This is a genomic window from Robertmurraya sp. FSL W8-0741 (genome assembly GCF_038004005.1).
Classification (GTDB): domain Bacteria; phylum Bacillota; class Bacilli; order Bacillales; family Cytobacillaceae; genus Robertmurraya; species Robertmurraya siralis.
The window spans coordinates 1,565,148-1,583,242 of record NZ_JBBOQG010000001.1 but is presented as its reverse complement, the minus strand read 5'-3'; the positions used below and the strand labels follow the sequence as shown (position 1 = coordinate 1,583,242).

At 38.2% G+C, this 18,095-nt stretch carries 19 protein-coding genes and 1 other annotated feature; of the genes, 6 read left to right on the top strand and 13 right to left on the bottom strand.

From position 1 onward, the window contains the following. Positions 1–18 precede the first annotated feature (18 nt). Together NST02_RS07690 and NST02_RS07685 are read right to left on the bottom strand one after the other, a co-directional pair. Positions 19–207: a sporulation protein Cse60 gene (locus tag NST02_RS07690; RefSeq protein ID WP_095312709.1), complete on the bottom strand. Its 189-nt coding sequence runs from the start codon at positions 205–207 to the stop codon at positions 19–21. Between the two features lie 60 nt (positions 208–267). Then, entirely contained in the window at positions 268–576 is a 309-nt protein-coding gene (locus NST02_RS07685; protein WP_095312708.1) for a rhodanese-like domain-containing protein, read from the bottom strand. A gap of 418 nt (positions 577–994) precedes the next feature. Here NST02_RS07685 and NST02_RS07680 point away from each other — a divergent pair, with 418 nt between their 5' ends. Then, positions 995–1,399 (top strand): hypothetical protein, encoded by a 405-nt coding sequence (locus NST02_RS07680; RefSeq protein ID WP_095312706.1) that lies wholly within the window; start codon positions 995–997, stop codon positions 1,397–1,399. A 221-nt stretch (positions 1,400–1,620) separates the two neighbouring features. On the opposite strand, the gene NST02_RS07675 is transcribed toward NST02_RS07680, so the two are convergent. From NST02_RS07675 to NST02_RS07635, 9 genes are all read right to left on the bottom strand, one after another. Next, entirely contained in the window at positions 1,621–2,223 is a 603-nt protein-coding gene (locus tag NST02_RS07675) for a response regulator transcription factor (RefSeq protein WP_095312704.1), read from the bottom strand. Next, positions 2,220–3,359, bottom strand: a complete 1,140-nt coding sequence (locus tag NST02_RS07670; RefSeq protein WP_095312702.1) for a sensor histidine kinase — start codon at positions 3,357–3,359, stop codon at positions 2,220–2,222. The genes NST02_RS07675 and NST02_RS07670 overlap by 4 nt, the downstream gene beginning before the upstream one ends. A gap of 6 nt (positions 3,360–3,365) precedes the next feature. After that, positions 3,366–4,106 carry an ABC transporter permease gene (locus tag NST02_RS07665; RefSeq protein ID WP_095312701.1) on the bottom strand — a complete coding sequence of 247 codons (741 nt, stop codon included), beginning with the start codon at positions 4,104–4,106 and terminating at the stop codon, positions 3,366–3,368. Then, complete coding sequence (locus tag NST02_RS07660; RefSeq protein ID WP_212933089.1) at positions 4,107–5,006, bottom strand: ABC transporter ATP-binding protein; 900 nt, start codon at positions 5,004–5,006, stop codon at positions 4,107–4,109. 467 nt (positions 5,007–5,473) lie between these two features. Then, positions 5,474–7,888 (bottom strand): leucine--tRNA ligase, encoded by a 2,415-nt coding sequence (gene leuS / locus NST02_RS07655; RefSeq protein ID WP_137744288.1) that lies wholly within the window; start codon positions 7,886–7,888, stop codon positions 5,474–5,476. A 174-nt stretch (positions 7,889–8,062) separates the two neighbouring features. Next, positions 8,063–8,283, bottom strand: a binding site (T-box leader). Positions 8,284–8,575: 292 nt separating this feature from the next. Next, positions 8,576–9,778: an MDR family MFS transporter gene (locus tag NST02_RS07650; RefSeq protein WP_137744287.1), complete on the bottom strand. Its 1,203-nt coding sequence runs from the start codon at positions 9,776–9,778 to the stop codon at positions 8,576–8,578. A gap of 270 nt (positions 9,779–10,048) precedes the next feature. Continuing rightward, the gene (locus NST02_RS07645; protein WP_137744929.1) at positions 10,049–11,617 is read right to left on the bottom strand and encodes an IS1182 family transposase; all 1,569 of its coding nucleotides are present in this window, start codon (positions 11,615–11,617) and stop codon (positions 10,049–10,051) included. Positions 11,618–11,801: 184 nt separating this feature from the next. Continuing rightward, on the bottom strand, positions 11,802–11,966 hold the full coding sequence (locus NST02_RS07640; RefSeq protein WP_095312693.1) for a glycogen biosynthesis protein GlgD: 165 nt from the start codon (positions 11,964–11,966) through the stop codon (positions 11,802–11,804). Positions 11,967–11,980: 14 nt separating this feature from the next. Continuing rightward, positions 11,981–12,244 carry a YtzC family protein gene (locus tag NST02_RS07635; protein ID WP_095312692.1) on the bottom strand — a complete coding sequence of 88 codons (264 nt, stop codon included), beginning with the start codon at positions 12,242–12,244 and terminating at the stop codon, positions 11,981–11,983. Positions 12,245–12,514: 270 nt separating this feature from the next. On the opposite strand from NST02_RS07635, the gene NST02_RS07630 reads away from it, so the two are divergent. Then, positions 12,515–13,468: a TIGR01212 family radical SAM protein gene (locus NST02_RS07630; RefSeq protein WP_095312691.1), complete on the top strand. Its 954-nt coding sequence runs from the start codon at positions 12,515–12,517 to the stop codon at positions 13,466–13,468. Beyond that, positions 13,465–14,037, top strand: coding sequence for a class I SAM-dependent methyltransferase (locus NST02_RS07625; RefSeq protein ID WP_095312690.1), 573 nt, complete (start codon positions 13,465–13,467; stop codon positions 14,035–14,037). The genes NST02_RS07630 and NST02_RS07625 overlap by 4 nt, the downstream gene beginning before the upstream one ends. A 41-nt stretch (positions 14,038–14,078) precedes the next feature. On the opposite strand, the gene NST02_RS07620 is transcribed toward NST02_RS07625, so the two are convergent. Both NST02_RS07620 and NST02_RS07615 read right to left on the bottom strand, forming a co-directional pair. After that, positions 14,079–15,167, bottom strand: a complete 1,089-nt coding sequence (locus NST02_RS07620) for a tetraprenyl-beta-curcumene synthase family protein (RefSeq protein ID WP_095312689.1) — start codon at positions 15,165–15,167, stop codon at positions 14,079–14,081. 12 nt (positions 15,168–15,179) lie between these two features. Next, entirely contained in the window at positions 15,180–15,983 is an 804-nt protein-coding gene (locus NST02_RS07615) for an alpha/beta hydrolase (protein WP_095312688.1), read from the bottom strand. 248 nt (positions 15,984–16,231) lie between these two features. Here NST02_RS07615 and NST02_RS07610 point away from each other — a divergent pair, with 248 nt between their 5' ends. The 3 genes from NST02_RS07610 (at position 16,232) to NST02_RS07600 (ending at position 17,992) form a co-directional block, all read left to right on the top strand. Then, positions 16,232–16,750 carry a gamma carbonic anhydrase gene (locus tag NST02_RS07610; protein ID WP_095312687.1) on the top strand — a complete coding sequence of 173 codons (519 nt, stop codon included), beginning with the start codon at positions 16,232–16,234 and terminating at the stop codon, positions 16,748–16,750. 361 nt (positions 16,751–17,111) lie between these two features. Beyond that, entirely contained in the window at positions 17,112–17,318 is a 207-nt protein-coding gene (locus NST02_RS07605) for a helix-turn-helix transcriptional regulator (protein ID WP_137744759.1), read from the top strand. Then, positions 17,315–17,992, top strand: coding sequence for a DUF3169 family protein (locus NST02_RS07600; protein ID WP_095312685.1), 678 nt, complete (start codon positions 17,315–17,317; stop codon positions 17,990–17,992). Before NST02_RS07605 ends, NST02_RS07600 begins: the two co-directional genes overlap by 4 nt. The last annotated feature ends 103 nt before the right edge of the window (positions 17,993–18,095 follow it).

The following is an 18,095-nucleotide window of genomic DNA, read 5'->3' as shown; positions in this document are numbered from 1 at the left end:
TGTTAAGGGCTTCACTTTTTATTTACGGTAAACAATCATTGCAGAAAAACAATAAACCTGTTCCTGCTCTTCTTCATCCTCTGGAAATGCAGCAATATTGTATTTAATATCAAGTAGCTTTTTTTCATCCAATCGTTCCAAAAAACGATTCATTTCTCTTTCTAAATCTTTTTCATGCTCCTGATCAAATAACTTAACCTGGATCACCGTTCTTCTCTCCCAATCTTTTTTATCCATTATTGACAAATTGGAAGGATTTTATAACGATTAGACGATTACTTCACCGTTCCATTCCAGCATTCCGCCGACCATATTCCGCACTTTATAGCCTTGATCCTGTAAATAATAACACACATTTTCACTTCTTCTACCCGAACGGCAAATAAAAATATATTCCTTGTCCTTATCAAGCTCATCTAAATGATTGGGGATCTGTCCCATTGGAATATGTTTCGCTCCTTGAATCATCCCTTGTGCGACTTCCTCATCTTCTCTCACATCAATAAGAAGTAATTCTTCACCATTTTCAATTTTCTGCTCTAATTCTTCCGTTGTTATGGTCTTAATCGCTTCCATCACACAACACCTCACATTTATCACTATTTAAACAGTAAAAACATTTTATTATAATACTATAAATGAAAAAGGCTCCAGTTGTCATGCTATAGGTTTTTTACGCTTGTTATAAGTGATGTTCATTCACTGTTTCAATAAAGCAGGAGATTTTTTTCGAAAAGAGACCAGCATATATTATTTAAGCTTTGCTTCAAAATATTACTTTTCAGATTTAAAATCTTTCGTAGCTATAATTACTCTCCCAACCACCAGCATATTTGGATATGAAACAACGGAACTACATTCCTTATTATCTGTTTATAAATAAGTTTATCTTTATTTCCTTTACTTTTAAGTGGATAAACTATTTATCACTGTAATTTTATAAGTTTTAAACTCGTTGTATATATTAAATCGTTTTACAGGAGGTTTTTCACAAATGAGGAAATGGGAAATCCTTTTCGCTATGCTTTTAATATTTCCGGTATTAAATGGTTGTGCAAGTTCATCTACTCAAAATGAAAATAAAGAAATTGATAAAATTATTTTAACTTCTTTTTCAGATAAAAGCCACGAAGTCACCGTGAACAAGCCAGACGTATATAAACTCCAAGCATTTTTGAACAGTAACAAGAAAATGGAGGGAATCATTAATATGACTGCTCCAGATTATATCGTATCTGCTATTTATAAGGACAATCGAGAGGATAAATATCATCTATGGGTAGGAAATAAGGAAGAAACAAGTGCAATTTCTGAAATAGATAACACTGAATCTCTTTATACGCTTTCTTCAGAAGCTACACAAAAAATCCAAGAGCTAATGAAAGCAAATGAGAACTAACCGAAAATGGTAGTTCTAAATTTTGCGCAGGCACTTGCTTTTCTGAGGGAAGGCGGTGAGCATCCTCTGAGCAGCCGCTCCTGCCGGAGACTGATTGGCCGGAAGCAATGCCTAAAGCTCTTCGAACCGGTCAATAAATACCAAGTCGAATAACACTCCCTTTCAATTTTCCTGTAAAGTTTCAGGAGGAGTTTTTCAATTTTTCTTCCTTTATCGGATTTTTACATCCACCCTTTTTCTTTAGCCACAGCAATGGCCTCAATTCTATTTTTAACGTTTAACTTATTAATTGCTTCAGAAATATAGTTTCTTACGGTGCCAGAAGACAAGTACAGCTCCTGCGATATTTCCTTTGCCGTCTTTCCCTCTGCCACTAATCTTAATACTTCTTTTTCTCTTTCTGTTAGTGGATTATCTCCCTGTAAGCTTCCGAATACCAACTCTGGCGCATATTCTCTTTTTCCCTTCATCACATTTCGAATCGCTTCCGCCAATTCATCACTGGAGCCATCCTTTAATACATAGCCATGAACTCCTGCATTTACGGCTCTTTTAAAATAGCCTGGCCGGGCAAAGGTCGTGAGGATAATGATTTTACTAGGAGAACCTATTCTCATCAAATCCTCAGCCACCTCTAATCCGGATTTAATCGGCATTTCTATATCGAGAAGACAGACATCTGGTTCCAGATTGATAACAGTGTTATAAGCTTCCTCCCCATTTCCCACTTCTTCTATCACTTCGATATCATCTTCCATATTTAAAAGAGAACCTAATGCACCTCTTAACATCCGCTGATCTTCAGCTATAATAATGCGAATCATGATACATCTTCAGCCTCCCTTTCCTTGATAATAATCGGGACTGTTATTTCCAGTCTTGTTCCTTGTTTAGATGTTAATTGCAGGGCTCCATCAATAAGCTCTAACCGTTCTTCCATTCCTTTTAAGCCATTCCCCAACCTAGTAGGATCCGAAATCCCCACACCATCATCTTCGATTGCGATCACGACCTCTCCTTCAAGAGAGCAGATGGAAACATAACAATTTTTTGCTTCACTATGTTTAACCACATTAGTAACTGCTTCTTTTAAGCACAAGCTTAAAATATTTTGAGTCAAGTATGGGATATCGCTTACATCCGAATCACCATTTAAATGTAAGGCAATTCCTGCTGTTTGGAGCAATGCTTGGACTTCTATAATTTCTTCCGCCACCGTAATGGTTCTCATATCTGATACAAGTTCGCGGACCTGAGATAATGCAGATCTAGCCGTTCTTTCCATCTCCTGCGCCTCTTTATGCGCTCTTTCCGGGTCCTTAACTGCCAGCTTACCTACAAGCTGGCTTTTTAGCGCCAACAACGATAATGTATGACCGAGGGTATCATGAAGATCACGGGCAATTCTCATTCTTTCCTCTCGCTTTACAAGTTCTTTAATTTGTTCGTTTGCTTCATCCAATTTTCTTTCAAGCTCCATCCTGCTGACCATGGAGCGTATTCCAAATGGCGCCACAAGCATAATAATAATAAAAGGGGTAAAATAAAAAATGCTCCTCTCAAAGTCATGCGCTGCCATATGAATGAGCAATGGCAAAATAATCGCACCTGCAAGAAACATCAACATATAAAAAAATATTTTTTTCTGTTGATACCAGCCAATAAAATGAGCAGAAAAAAAGCCAAGAAATACATTATTTACATTATAAAAAAGAGAAAGAATCAAAATAATCCCAATTTGCATGAAGAGCCAAAAACTAAACATGTTTTTGGCTTCACTTGACACATAAAGCTGTCGGTACGTGAAAAGAAAAAGAAATAGCAATAAGTATCCAAATATTTGTTTAAAGCTGCTCTCCTGACTCACATAATAGCCTGGCATTAATAAATACACTAAAAAAATATATGGGAACAGACCATACTGTCTAGGAAAGAGCGCAAATCTTTTTTTCTCACTCATAAAATCTTACACCGCCGCTTCTTGTTTTCTCCTGATATAGCTTGATAATACCATGAAAATGATGAGATATCCGATTAAAACAAGAACATTCGAAACGTCTGGCCCATTTCCACGGACAATTTGCCATGCTCCATTTCCGAAATTATAGGAAGGGAGCCACTGGGCAATTTTTTGAACGATCGTTGGCATAATTTCCAATGGCATCCACATCCCTCCGGATAGAGCTAATAATAGATAAACGAGATTGCTGACACCTGAAACCGTGTCGACCCGTTTCATAGTCCCAAATAGTACGCCGAGAGCTAAAAAAGGAGCAGATGCGAGCAAAATCCATAGCCCACTGAGCAACCATTCTAGAGGTGATAAAGTAACACGATTTATAAAGCCTCCTGCCGTAAAAATAACGATGATCGAGAGAATATGAATGACCGTTTGGCCAACCATTTTTGCGAAAAAGTAAGCGCTAGTTGATATCGGTGTAATTCTCATGAACAGTGACCAGCCTTGCGTTCTCTCCTCGACAAGTCGAATCCCGAGCGTCATAATAGCAGAACCCATTACACTAAAGGTCGTCATAGACATCAAATAATGGGCTTGCCATTCCTGATCATTGTCGAAAGCATTATTAAAAATTCTTGTAAAAATCACATAAAAGACAATTGGCATAAGCAGAGACCAAAAAACATAATAGGGGTTTCGCAAAATCTTGATTATTTCCATTCTACACTGCATCAATAACCCTTTCATTTATATGGCCTCCTTATTTTTCGTTAGTTGCTCAAACGCTTCATCCAGTCTTCCCTTTTCAATCTCAATCCCTTTGACTCCAAGCCTTTTTTCAAATAAGTAAGCAAGTACGTCATCCGTTTGCTCGGTTACAACAATGACGCGATTATTCTTTACATAAACATCAGAGACGATCGCTAAGCTTCTAATTTCATCCAACGGCACTTCACTATTTTCAATAAAGGAAACAGACTGTTTTGTAAGCCTGTTTTTTATCGCATGTGGAGTTCCATCTGCGACAACCTTGCCCTTATGGAAAAGGAGAATTCTCTCTGCAACATCATCTGCCTCCTGCAAATAATGAGTCGTGAAGATAATCGTTTTTCCCTTTTCTTTTAATGCTTTAACAGTATCCCAAAATCGTTTTCGGGCTGTAATATCCATTCCAACTGTTGGCTCATCAAAAAATAATAGATCCGGATCACCGGCGAGTGCTAGTGCAAACCCCAGCCTTCTTTTTTGCCCACCTGAAAGCTTATCAGCCCTTTTTTTCATCTCTTCTTTCTTCAGGCCTGTTAATGCCACAAGCTCCTCAAAATCCATCGGTGTTGCATAGTAGCTCCTAAATAATTGAATTATTTCTTTCACTGTTAAGGTATCAATTACGCTTACTTCCTGAAGCATGGCCCCAATCTTTTCACGCACGGCCTTTTCCTTTGGGTCCATTCGAAAAATTTCAACTTTCCCCTCTGTTGGCTCTAATAATCCTAACATCATCAGGATGGTCGTCGATTTCCCAGCACCATTGGGACCTAAAATAGCGACTACCTCACCTCTCTGAATCGAGCAGGAGAGTTCATCGACAGCTGTTTTATCTTTAAATTTCTTTGTTGCTTTTTCGATTGAAACCACTTCTTCCACCTCATCCACCTCCATCGTTTCTATATTCAGTATAACGTCGGAACAAATGTTGAGATTAGTGGATTGTGTCATCAATATGTGATGACATTTGTCATAATTGTTCCTTTTCCATAAGCTAAAATTTGCAAAACACAAGCGCAGGACGCCTTCGGAACAATCAGAAAGCAGATAGTTCCTGCGTGCTATTCCAGAAATATTCCTTAGTGCTCATCGCTGCACAAACATAAAAGGGTCCGTTTTTTCAATATAAGAAGCCTACGGTGCTGGCAACTCCGGTTGACTTATCGTTCGTTGTAAAAATCCAAATACCGAGTTTAACTGGGATCTGAAGTTTGTTAGGCTTTGGGTTTGTTCCGGCCCAATCACACTTAATTTTTTATATAAAAAACTCCCCATTAAATAGCAGATTACATATTAATCTGGCCACTTAATGGGGAGCATATCAAAAATTCATTCAATCCTTTTATTTAGTTAGCAACAATGTTCACTAGCTTACCTGGAACAGCAATGACTTTCCGTACAGTTTTGCCGTCAATTTGTTCCTTTACCTTTACATCTCTCATAGCAATTTCTTCAAGCACCTCTCTATTTGCATCAGCCGGTACCATTAGCTTCGCCTTGACCTTGCCGTTAATTTGCACGACAATCTCAACCTCATCATCTACAAGCTTCGCTTCATCATATGCCGGCCATGCCTCATACGTAATCGTTCCATCGTGTCCTAGCTTTTCCCACAGCTCTTCTGCTATATGCGGAGCTATAGGTGCTAACATCTTCACAAAACCTTCCACATAGCGAATTGGCAATACTTCCACTTTATATGCTTCATTAATGAATACCATAAGCTGAGAAATCGCCGTATTAAAACGCAAGCCTTCAAAATCCTCTGTTACTTTTTTGACCGTTTGGTGATATACCTTTTCTAATTGAATATCTTCACGATCCTTCACCTTCGGACTTAACGTACCGTCCTCTTCAACGAACAGACGCCAAATTCGATCTAAGAAGCGGCGAGAGCCATCTAAACCATTTGTTGACCAGGCGATCGATGCATCAAGTGGTCCCATGAACATCTCATACATACGCAGTGTATCTGCACCATGACTAGCAATAATATCATCTGGATTTACAACATTTCCTTTTGATTTACTCATTTTTTCATTGCCTTCTCCAAGAATCATCCCTTGATTGAATAGCTTTTGGAATGGCTCTTTTGTCGTAACAACGCCGATATCATAAAGGAATTTGTGCCAGAAGCGGGCATAAAGCAAATGAAGTACCGCGTGCTCTGCCCCTCCAATATAAATATCCACTGGCAGCCATTCTGCTAATTTTTCTTTATCCGCTAATGCCTTATCATTATTTGGATCGATGTAACGCAAGAAATACCAGCAGCTCCCTGCCCATTGCGGCATTGTATTCGTTTCTCTACGGCCTTTCTTCCCTGTTACTGGATCGACAACATTGACCCAATCTTCAATGTTCGCTAACGGAGATTCTCCCGTTCCAGAAGGTTTAATCTCCTTTGTAACAGGAAGAATTAATGGAAGTTCTTCCTCAGGTACTGCTGTCATCGTCCCATCTTCCCAATGAATAATTGGGATAGGTTCACCCCAGTAGCGTTGGCGGCTAAACAACCAATCGCGAAGACGATAAGTAACTTTTTTTGTTCCGATCCCTTTCTCTTCAAGCCAAGCAATCATTTTTGCAATGGCTTCTTCTTTGCCCATCCCGTTCAAGAATCCAGAATTCACATGCTCACCATCACCTGTATATGCTTCTTTCGAAACATCCCCGCCAGCAACAACCTCGCGGATTGGCAAGGCAAATTTTTGCGCAAATTCAAAGTCTCTTTCATCATGTGCAGGAACAGCCATTATTGCGCCGGTACCATAGCTGACAAGTACATAGTCAGCAATCCAAATAGGCATTTTTTCATTATTGACTGGATTAATCGCATATGCACCAGTAAATACACCTGTTTTCTCTTTTGCTAAATCGGTACGTTCTAGGTCGCTTTTTGTTTTTACCTGCTCTAAATAAGCGGTTACTGCCTCTTTTTGTTCAAAGGTCGTGATTTTTTCTACAAGGGCGTGTTCAGGAGCCAATACCGCATAGCTTGCGCCAAACAGCGTATCCGGGCGTGTCGTAAAGACAGTAAACGTTTCATCATGCCCATCAATGGCAAATGTCACTTCCGCACCTTCTGAGCGTCCAATCCAGTTCCGCTGCATTTCTTTAAGGCTCTCCGGCCAATCCAATTCCTCTAAATCTTCAAGAAGACGATCAGCATAAGCTGTAATTTTTAACATCCATTGCTTCATCGGACGGCGCTCAACCGGATGCCCTCCACGCTCACTTTTGCCATCGATAACCTCTTCATTTGCAAGTACCGTTCCAAGTGCAGGACACCAGTTAACTGCTACCTCATCAATATATGCCAAGCCTTTTTCATATAGCTTTAAAAAGATCCATTGCGTCCACTTATAGTAGCTCGGATCTGTCGTGTTAATTTCTCTATCCCAATCATAGGAAAACCCTAGTGCCTTGATTTGGCGTTTAAATGTTTCGACATTATGCTTTGTGAACTCTGCTGGATCATTTCCTGTATCCAACGCGTATTGCTCAGCAGGAAGACCAAAAGCATCCCATCCCATTGGATGAAGAACGTTATAGCCTTGCGCACGTTTCATTCTTGAAAGGATGTCTGTTGCTGTATAGCCTTCAGGATGCCCTACATGAAGTCCTGCACCTGATGGGTATGGGAACATATCAAGAGCATAAAATTTTCTTTTCCCTTTATTCTCACTCGTTTTATATGTTTTATTTTTTTCCCAGTAGCTTTGCCACTTTTTTTCAATTTCCTGATGATTATAGCTCATCTTTCTTTCCTCCTAATAAAAATATTGTGTGAATATGTAGTTGATTATTGCGATATTTTGGGGCACTCTTTTCAATGATAATTCATTAGCTAGCAGCATACATACGAAAGGGTTAGAAGGCTCTATCAAAACAAATAGCAGTTGCGAGAACATAATAAAAAACCCCTCATCCCGAAAAGGGACGAGAGGATTATCATTAACTCTCCCGCGGTACCACCCACATTAGTGACAAAGTCACTCGCTCAACCATCCGTAACGCGGTTAACGGCAAACGCTACTTATTTTCACGCTTGCGACTCAAAGGCGAGTTCGTGATGATCCCGGTTGACTTTCACCTGCCGTCAACTCTCTAAATACGGGTGAACATCATTACTATTCCTTATCCCAGTCATTATTTTTATAAATGGCTTTGTTAAAAAAAATTACTGATAAAAGCGATTTTGGGCCCATTTCATGTGAAAACTTGATTCGACACGTCTTTTTACGATAACTGAAAGGTTTTCTGATTCCATGAGCGAATCGACATACAACAAAGCTTTATAGATACAAACATTGTATAAAATTTCCGAACGAGTTGCAAGTTGTTAAAATGGCGAAAAAGTAATAACTAGTATACGTTCATCTTCTTAAAATGTACCATCTCATATTCGATTTTACCATCTTTTTTCAAAATTTATACATGGTGATTTAATGACTAACTTCCGAAACAACCTTTTGCTCAGCTTTCATTGCCAATTTCCGATCATAGAAAATCGTTGTGAAGATGGCGATCACAAATAAGAAAATCAAAACGGTAAAAAGCATCGACATCCCATATAAATCAACCAATAAACCTCCGAGAATGGGTCCAATCATTCTTCCGCCAGTTGCTGTACTGTTGACAATCCCTTGATAAAAGCCTTCTCTTCCTTTCGGAGCAAGCTTATCAGCAATCGTTGGCACTGCTGGCCAAACTAGCATTTCTCCCACGGTTAAAATAATCATCGCGGTTAAAAAGCCAAAAAATGCCTCCGCCTTTGCTGCAATTAAAAAAGAAATAATAAAGATCAACATTCCGATAACAATTTGCGTCTTAACATTTTTTTCAATTGCTTTTATTCTCAGTGCTCTATTTAAAAATGGCTGCCCTAACACAATTAACGCACCGTTAATTGTCCACAAAAAACTGTATTGCTTTAATGATATATTTAATTGCTGTGTATAAGTGGAGATTGTCGCCTGCCACTGTACATAGCCTACCCAACAGAGAAGATAGCCGATACATAAAATCAGCAGTGCATATAATTTTGTATAATCTTTATCAGGTTTTGGTTCTAATCGTGCCACTGATTGCAAATTTGTTGTCGTTTGAATCGTACGATACCCCATTAAAGCAATAGCTAAAAAGATAACATACATCAATGTGTTTGCAATGAAAATAAATTGGAATGAATAAGAAGCAACAATTCCACCCAATGAGGCACCGATCGCCACTCCGAGATTTTGCGCGACATATATGGCATTAAAGGCTCTTCTGCCCCCTTCTTTCCAAACAGCGCCAGCCATTGCATACATGGATGGAAAAATGATTCCTGAACCAAAACCAGCTATCGTGAGAAAGGTGACATAGGGCAAAAAGCTATGCCAAAAAGACAAGCCTGTAAATGAAACAACGGTAATGGTAATCCCTAAAAGAATAGACTTATATCCGCCAATTTTGTCAAAAAGAAAACCGCCAAACAAGTTCCCAATTACAGTGGCCCCTGCATTTAACATCAAAACTATTCCTGAGATGGACAAGGTCTTGCCAAGATGCTCATGAATATAAATCGCATTTAAAGGCCATAAAAAAGAAGAACCTGTAACATTTACCGCCATCCCAATAACTAAAAGCCAAAGACTTCGTGGCATGCCAATCGCTCCTTTCCTTGTTCCCTTTATATTTGTAAACAGCGTCTATATAGCGCAAAATTTCGAGTTCCAAAATATTATATTATTCCTTTTTTGCTTTCAGTGCAATGATTTAATTTATTCAGTTTTTTCATATAAAAATGAATTTTCCCTAGACTATAAAAAAGGAACGGAGCTGGGACATAACTAGCTTCAAATAATGAGAAAGGTGAATTTGAGGGTACTCAAATTCACCTTTCTCTATTTTTGTGTGTTCATTTTTCTATTACCTTAGTTAATGGCCGTGAATTTTCTTAAATTCACGGCCATTAACGCGAGACCCATTTCGTTTTCTACCTTCGATTTTCCTCGTACAGAAAATCGAGTGAAACGCAAATTAGCCTTCAAGAATCCAAAAACTGGTTCCACATCGATTTTGCGTTTTCGATAGATGGCACCTGTTTTCTCTTCTGAAAGCTTCGCTCTCACATATTCTTTTTGCTGTTCCCATTTTTCGTTCACCATTAGTTTTCGATGGTTGCCTTCTTTTGCCTTGGTACATGATGAACGGAATGGACAGCCCGAACATTCTTCACATTCATAGACTTTAAATTCCCGTTTAAAGCCTGTTTTATCCGTACGTTCAGAGCGATATTTAAATAAAAGGCGTTTGTGATTTGGGCATGTGTATGTATCGCTTTCTTCATCATACTGCCAGTTGTCTGGATTAAACTTGTTTTGTTTATGTTTTTTCTTTTGTTCCTTCACATACATGTTATACGTTATTAGTGCTTCTCGGTTTCTGTTTGAAAGGATATCATTAAAGTTTTGTTCGCTGCCATAACCTGCATCTGCCACAATATGCTTCGGTAATTCGAAATAACCTTTCTCGATTTCATCTAGAAATGGAATTAACGTACGTGTATCTGTCGGATTTGAAAATATACTATACGCAAGTGTGTATTGACCTTCCGTTGCGATTTGTACATTATAACCTGCTTTCAATTGACCATTCTTCATATAATCATCTTTCATTCGCATGAATGTTGCATCAAGGTCTGTTTTCGAATAACTATTACGTGTACCCAAGATTTCAAAGTCCCGTTGATAGTTCTGTTTCCGTACAAGATAATCAGTTAACTGCTTACGCACTTGCTTTGGATATTTTCGTTCACTTCTTAATGCTTTTCTTTCTTCTACGCTCGATGATGCTTCTATTTTTTGGTCATATTCCGTAATGACTTCATCTACTTTTTCAATCATTTGATCGAGTTCTTCAAGTGATAATTGCTCATCACTTTCTCGTTCAATTTCAGGTAAGATCTCTTTTTCAAGTAACTCATTGTACAGTTGATTTGATTTTTCAATTAAGCTTTTGTGATATTTTTCAATCGACTTTTTCCACACGAATGTAAATTTATTCGCATTCGCTTCGATTTTGGTCCCATCAATGAAAATCGCTTCTTGATCGATTAGTTCTTCTTGTACAAGTTGACAACGGAATTGGACGAAACTTTGGCGAATGAGATCTTTCACTTGAGGTTGAACACGGAATCGGTTAATTGTTCGGTAGCTTGGTTCATATCCTTGAGCTAGCCACATCATACGGATACTATCTTTTAAAAGGGCTTCGATTTTACGACCAGAAAAGACAGACTGCGAATAAGCACATAAGATAATTTTTAACATCATGCGTGGATGATAAGCAGGGCACCCCTCATTTCGAAAAAATGGTTCAAGGGCTTCAGGTGGAATACTTTCCACTAAGTGATGTATATGGAAGGCAATATCATTTTTTTGTAACTTTACTTCTAAATCTAAAGGCAAAATTAATTGATTCATGTTATAATTTTTAAACATAAGGATCCTTCTTTCTGTATGATTTGGTTGTGGTGACTTAATTTTATCAGAAGAGGTCCTTATTTTTATACAAAAATGAATCAAAGCCAGTGAAATTTTACGTGTCGTAAAATTTCACTGGCTTTTTCATTTTAGAGATGGGTTTTGTCCCACCCTCGTTCTTTTTTATTGAGAAACAAGCAGATTACTCTTGATGGAATTTTGATTTAATCGGCTGTCCTCCTGATTTTTCATACGTCTTTTTGGCTTTTTTTACCTCATCAACATCTCGTCCAAGCTCTAAATCTTGATTGTTAATGCCATTTCGTGTTTTTTGCTCAGGATTGTTTTGTTTTGAGCGTTTCTTCACTTTTGAATCTCTCCTTAATGCTCATGTAAGATTAAGTTATTTTGCACTTGCTGTAATTGCAGTCTCATTCGATGTAGCTGTTCGCGCTGTTGTCCATTTGCACTGAGAGCCATTTTCGCTAAGTCATTATACGCCGTTTCAATTTGTTGCATCGCCTCTGTAAATTCTGTTTCATTATAATGTTCCTGTCTTGTATGATCCTGATATTGCTCATGAGCGTTGCGTATCGCATCCTCGCACTGCTGAAGAAGGTCTTCGATTGATTGACGAGTAGCCATCCTATAAAACCTCCCACTCATTTCATTTAACGAAGCATAAAAGCTTCTTTTTTAGTTTGTTCACCCCATCTTTTCCTTACCCGTTTTTTTACTATAGAAATAAACTCCATTATGAAAATTCCTTATTTCATGTTAAAATCTTTCTTATGTTTCATTAAAAAACCTTAAGCACTCACGTTGCAAATTCGCTCTTCAATGGATTTGTTCTGTGGCGATAAAGATTCCAAATTAAAAATTTATATTTTTTTCGAAATAAAGGAGGGTACTGATTTGAATCAGACAATGCCTTTTCCATATGCATTAGATGATAAGCGTTATCATACTTGGAATTACCATTTGCGAAAGCAATTTGGCCATAAAGTATTTAAGGTAGCATTAGATGGAGGATTTGATTGCCCGAATCGAGATGGCACCGTTGCCCATGGAGGGTGCACCTTCTGCAGTGCAGCAGGCTCAGGAGATTTTGCTGGAAATCGGGCTGATGATCTTGAAGTTCAATTCAATGAAATTAAAGAAAAAATGCATGAAAAATGGAAGGATGGCAAATATATGGCTTACTTCCAAGCCTATACAAACACTCACGCTCCGGTAGCAGAATTAAGAGAGAAATACGAACGTGTCCTTGCACAAGAAGGGGTTGTTGGTCTGTCAATTGCGACCCGTCCAGACTGTTTGCCCGACGATGTTGTTGAATATTTGGCAGAGCTCCATGAAAGGACGTATCTTTGGGTTGAACTTGGCCTGCAAACTGTACATGAAAGAACAGCCTTATTAATTAATCGTGCCCATGATTATGAATGTTATGTAAAAGGAGTTGAAAAACTTCGTAAGCATGGCATTCGTGTATGCTCCCATATCATCAATGGCCTACCGTTGGAATCATACGACATGATGATGGAGACAGCACAGGAAGTAGCCAAGCTCGATGTACAAGGGATAAAAATCCACCTGCTCCATTTATTAAAAGGGACACCTATGGTTAAGCAATATGAAAAGGGCATGCTTGAATTCCTTTCTCAAGAAGATTACGTAAAGCTCGTATGTGATCAGCTGGAAATTTTACCTCCTGAAATGATTGTTCATCGCATCACGGGAGATGGCCCCATCGATTTAATGGTTGGTCCGATGTGGAGTGTCAATAAATGGGAGGTTCTTAATTCAATCGATGCCGAGCTAAAACGCCGCAACAGCTGGCAAGGGAAGTATTGGGAGGCAACATCATGAAGCTTCAAGGGATATTGCCTTTTGCAAGAACATTATTAACAAATGCAGTGGGTCCGGGAGATATCGCGATCGATGCGACCGTTGGAAATGGGCATGATACCGTATTTTTAGCAAATCTTGTTGGAGAAAATGGACATGTTTTTGGCTTTGATATACAGGAAGCGGCGATTGCCAACACGATGACGCGCTTACAGGAGCAAGGGCTTAGCCATCAAGTGACGTTATTTCACAAGGGGCACGAAAAAATAGCAGAGTCTATTCAAGCAGGCATACATGGGCAAATAAAGGGAGCTATTTTTAATTTAGGCTACTTACCTGGTGGAAATAAGGCAATAGCGACACAGCCCAATACGACCATAGCAGCAATTGAGCAATTGCTGGAAATCCTTGCCCAAGAAGGGATCATTGTGCTTGTCATTTACCATGGTCATCCAGAAGGTGTAGTAGAAAAAGAAGAACTTCTTTCATACGTAGAACAGCTTGAACAAAAAAAGGCCCATGTTCTCCAGTACCAATTTATTAATCAAGAAAATGCCCCGCCATTTATCATCGCGATTGAAAAAAGATAAGAAAAGCGTGAATATGATAAAATACAAAGACCGACTCAAATTTATGAGTCGGTCTTCACTTTTAATGAAGGAATCCATTTTTGCACTTTGCGGTAAAGGCGTCCATTCACATAAAAGAAAAAACTCACTAATCCACTGCTTTTAATCATCTCTCTCGCCAATAATCTCACCGATTTCTGCCGGCGAACTTTTTCATCGGACAAATAAATTCCAAGTAAGCCTCTATTAATGAGACGATGAAATTGTTTATTCGGGAGTCCATCAGTATGCTTGTCCGCTTCCTCGACAAAATGCTTTAAGCGATCGAATAAACTTTCTTCATTCTGATAATAAAAGCAAAAATTCAAATCGCCACCAAGGCGATCTTCTTCTTGATCAATAAAATAATCCAGTAAAATATGCAAACCTTGTATATATGGAAAATAGCCATTTTTAATTTTCTCAGCGTCTTCTTTATTAAAATCAGTGCTCATCCCATGAGAAACTAAAGAAAAAATCCCAAGCGTTGAACCGGAGCATGCCGAAAACTCGTACCATTCCATTTCAGGGATTTGATTCTTATGGCGCTTAAACCATTTTTGCAATCGGGGAATCCGTTCTTCAACCTTAACATGCTTATGTATTTGCAAGTCGCAGTAATAGCCACAAAGCTCGAGTAAATAGTGTTTAATATCACCATAAGCGGCGATTGTATTCAAAACATGTTGACATGTTTGCGATAATTCCTCTAAATACCCTCCATCATCAAATTCCTTTCGAAATCGATAATACTTTCGTTGCTCCGCCCCAACTGTTAAAGCCACTTCCATGGATTCATGCAAAGCAGAAAAATCATCAGGATTCAATGAAGTACTTCGATCGCATAAATTATCTAAATAATCGCTAATCGTTTGATAGGCAACAATAAATTTAATCGCTTCTTTATACCTCTCCCCAGCCATAATGGCTAAGATCGAACCACCTTCACAGTGGAAGGTTTTCCCTTCAATGCTGGCCAATGCCTGTTTCCTCAATTCCGGATCAGGAATTTCTTCTGCACGTTTCTTCCAATAAGCAAGCTCAACATGTGCTGTTGGTAAAATATGACGATATACTTTTGACATTAAACTAAGCGGTTCTGACGGTATCATAAAAATCCTCCGTTAAATAATGTAACCAATTGCTTTCAATTGACTATATACAAAATCCTTTGCATATTCAAATACTTCATCCCTTTCAGGATCATTGAAAATTTCATGATAGCACTTTGGCCATTCCTTAAAGCGTTTCTCTGACAATGGTGCATAATTAAACCATTCTTTAACAGCGAGCTTATTGACGATTTTATCATCGCCGCCCTGCATCACAAGGAGAGGAACATCATGTGTTTTTTCTATTTCTTCAAAAGCAAGCTTAATCGAACTGTCTAATTCGCGAAACCATCTTACCGACACCTTATCAATATATAACGTATCGTTTCGGTCAACATCTTGAACTTCCCTATTTCTGGTCGCGATTTTGACGGTAATACCAGGATCCACCCGCAACTCAGGGGCAACAACGTTTAAAATATGGGTTAAGCCGTTTAACAGCTTTCCGGGCTTCTTCACTAAGCCGAGGCAAGGAGATGATAAAATAACACCCGCCAAGTCTAGCTTCACCTCTTGAAGCAAACGGATCGTTATTAATCCCCCCATACTGTGCCCCAGGAGAAAGACAGGTAAATCGAATTGATAAGCCGTCCTCACCCAGTCCTTAACCTCTGCTATATACTCCTCAAAAGAATCAATATGCCCTCTTCTAGACCTTGTTGTGAGACCATGTCCAGGCAAATCGCCCATGATGACTTGAAAGCCTTCTTTACGCCACATTTCAATTAACCATCCATAGCGGCGATGATGCTCCAGCGCACCATGAACGATGACTATGACTCCTTTTGCTTCCCCGTCTGGTTCCCATTTCCACATGAATATTCCTCCTACAAAGCCCTTATCAAACAGTTCTTCCATTTATTTAAATTGGTTATAGACCTACAACCTTAGTCAAATCGGTTCATTCTATTCAACCTGATGGTAAAAAAGAATCGAAATTATAGTTCATTTTAACACAAAAAAGGCGAAACCTCAGAGTTTTTACCACCGCCTCTGATTAATTCACACTTTTTACACAAAAATTAGGTACAATGGGAGTAAAATCTATTAAGGAGAGAATGCTCATGATTTATCCATTTCATCACAAATCTCCCAAAATTTCAGCTAGCGCCTTTATTGCTGACTACGTCACGATCACAGGAGATGTGGTAATTGGTGACGAAGCAAGCATCTGGTTTAATACAGTTATTAGAGGAGATATAGCTCCTACAATCATCGGCAAAAGAGTAAACGTGCAGGACAACTGCGTCCTTCACCAAAGCCCGAATAACCCATTAATTCTTGAAGACGAAGTTACCGTCGGGCATCAAGTGATTTTACATAGCTGCATTCTTCGCAAAAATTCACTGATTGGAATGGGTTCCATTATTTTAGACAATGCGGAAATTGGTGAGGGTGCTTTTATTGGAGCAGGAAGCCTTGTACCACAAGGAAAAAAAATCCCGCCTAATACGCTAGCGTTCGGAAGACCTGCTAAAGTAATCAGAGAACTTACACTAGATGATATTAAAGATATGCAGAGAATAACAAGAGAATACGCTGAGAAAGGGCAATATTATAAAAAATTGCAACAAAGCAAATAAACTCATTTTTGTAGAGGCGACATTTATTCAATGCGCCTCTTTTTTAATTCATGACCATGTAGATAAAAACGATACTGCTTCATTCCGGTTTTTACAAAAAAGAATCCAAATATATAACAAATTTTATTATATATAAGGCTTTGTTATATGTCGGTGTTGATTTTTGGCTCATTTTCTCTCTGACCTTTCAGTTATACTGAAAGGCATGTGAAACTTTGGTTTCACATGAAATGGGCCCAAAATCATTTTAACAACAATTCTATTTAACAAAGCCATATATAAAGAAAATTATCTTTGTCTTTTTGACTATTATAATTGTCAAAAAGACAAAGATGGTTTACTATTTATACGAGGTGATACAATGAAAACTCGACTCAAAGAATTGCGGGCTAGAGATGGACTAAACCAAACAGAACTGGCAAAAAAAGCAAGGATCTCCCGACAAACAGTAAGTCTAATTGAAAGAAATGAATATATGCCATCATTATTGATTGCAATCAGGATCGCCAAAGTATTTCAAGAACCGATAGAAAATGTTTTTATTTTTAGCGAGGAGGAACTATCATGAAAATCTTAGTTATTTACATCATCATCTTTTTATTTGCACTCAATGATTTATTTTCTCATTTTAACGATAGAGCGCTTGATGCAAATCTTTTAATGCTAGTAAATATAACGATACTTCTTTTTTTAATCATAGCTAGATTTCAATTCTATAAAATTATCCGTGGCAGTCAACAACAGGTTGAAAAAGATAAAGAAGATTCCCACTGTGTTGCTTTAGAGAGAAAAGCATATACGATCACTTCTTTTATTCAAATGGCACTTTCTCTCTCCTTTCTCGGTCTGCTCATTGGCTTTTTACTACTTCGAGAGACAGCACCAAGTGTGCCTTTTTGGAGCTTTACTTTAATGATTATTTCTGTTTTTAATTTTTTCCCGAATCCTAAGCTTATGAGGATCACAAATCCAAACTTTCAATTCCCTGACCCTCAGTCCAATCATTATAATCAAGAAATAATGGACCAATTTGACGACGGTGAAAAATATGTCATCTTAAAAAGCTTGCTTAAAGTATATTCAGTTTTAATTTGGGGTCTTGTTATTTTAGCATCCGGTCTCATGTACTATTCTATTTTTAGCGGAAACTCTCAATTAATAAGTATCATCGGCATCGGCATTCTACTAATTCTTATACAAATAAGCTACACCACTAGCCTAAAGCCAAATAAACTGAAATAATTTTGGAAAGCATTCTCAAAGGAATCATCATGAAAGCTCAATACAAAATATGGAAAAAATGATATACTTAGATTTATGTAAATTCACGCTGTAAACAGAACTA

What these genes read in the sequence shown, in the direction of transcription:
- NST02_RS07685 (WP_095312708.1), bottom strand. Translation starts at nt 576, where the DNA reads ATGGAAGCGATTAAGACCATAACAACGGAAGAATTAGAGCAGAAAATT.
- NST02_RS07680 (WP_095312706.1), top strand. Translation starts at nt 995, where the DNA reads ATGAGGAAATGGGAAATCCTTTTCGCTATGCTTTTAATATTTCCGGTA.
- NST02_RS07675 (WP_095312704.1), bottom strand. Translation starts at nt 2,223, where the DNA reads ATGATTCGCATTATTATAGCTGAAGATCAGCGGATGTTAAGAGGTGCA.
- NST02_RS07670 (WP_095312702.1), bottom strand. Translation starts at nt 3,359, where the DNA reads ATGAGTGAGAAAAAAAGATTTGCGCTCTTTCCTAGACAGTATGGTCTG.
- NST02_RS07665 (WP_095312701.1), bottom strand. Translation starts at nt 4,106, where the DNA reads ATGAAAGGGTTATTGATGCAGTGTAGAATGGAAATAATCAAGATTTTG.
- leuS (WP_137744288.1), bottom strand. Translation starts at nt 7,888, where the DNA reads ATGAGCTATAATCATCAGGAAATTGAAAAAAAGTGGCAAAGCTACTGG.
- NST02_RS07650 (WP_137744287.1), bottom strand. Translation starts at nt 9,778, where the DNA reads ATGCCACGAAGTCTTTGGCTTTTAGTTATTGGGATGGCGGTAAATGTT.
- NST02_RS07645 (WP_137744929.1), bottom strand. Translation starts at nt 11,617, where the DNA reads ATGTTTAAAAATTATAACATGAATCAATTAATTTTGCCTTTAGATTTA.
- NST02_RS07635 (WP_095312692.1), bottom strand. Translation starts at nt 12,244, where the DNA reads ATGGCTACTCGTCAATCAATCGAAGACCTTCTTCAGCAGTGCGAGGAT.
- NST02_RS07625 (WP_095312690.1), top strand. Translation starts at nt 13,465, where the DNA reads ATGAAGCTTCAAGGGATATTGCCTTTTGCAAGAACATTATTAACAAAT.
- NST02_RS07620 (WP_095312689.1), bottom strand. Translation starts at nt 15,167, where the DNA reads ATGATACCGTCAGAACCGCTTAGTTTAATGTCAAAAGTATATCGTCAT.
- NST02_RS07615 (WP_095312688.1), bottom strand. Translation starts at nt 15,983, where the DNA reads ATGTGGAAATGGGAACCAGACGGGGAAGCAAAAGGAGTCATAGTCATC.
- NST02_RS07610 (WP_095312687.1), top strand. Translation starts at nt 16,232, where the DNA reads ATGATTTATCCATTTCATCACAAATCTCCCAAAATTTCAGCTAGCGCC.
- NST02_RS07605 (WP_137744759.1), top strand. Translation starts at nt 17,112, where the DNA reads ATGAAAACTCGACTCAAAGAATTGCGGGCTAGAGATGGACTAAACCAA.
- NST02_RS07600 (WP_095312685.1), top strand. Translation starts at nt 17,315, where the DNA reads ATGAAAATCTTAGTTATTTACATCATCATCTTTTTATTTGCACTCAAT.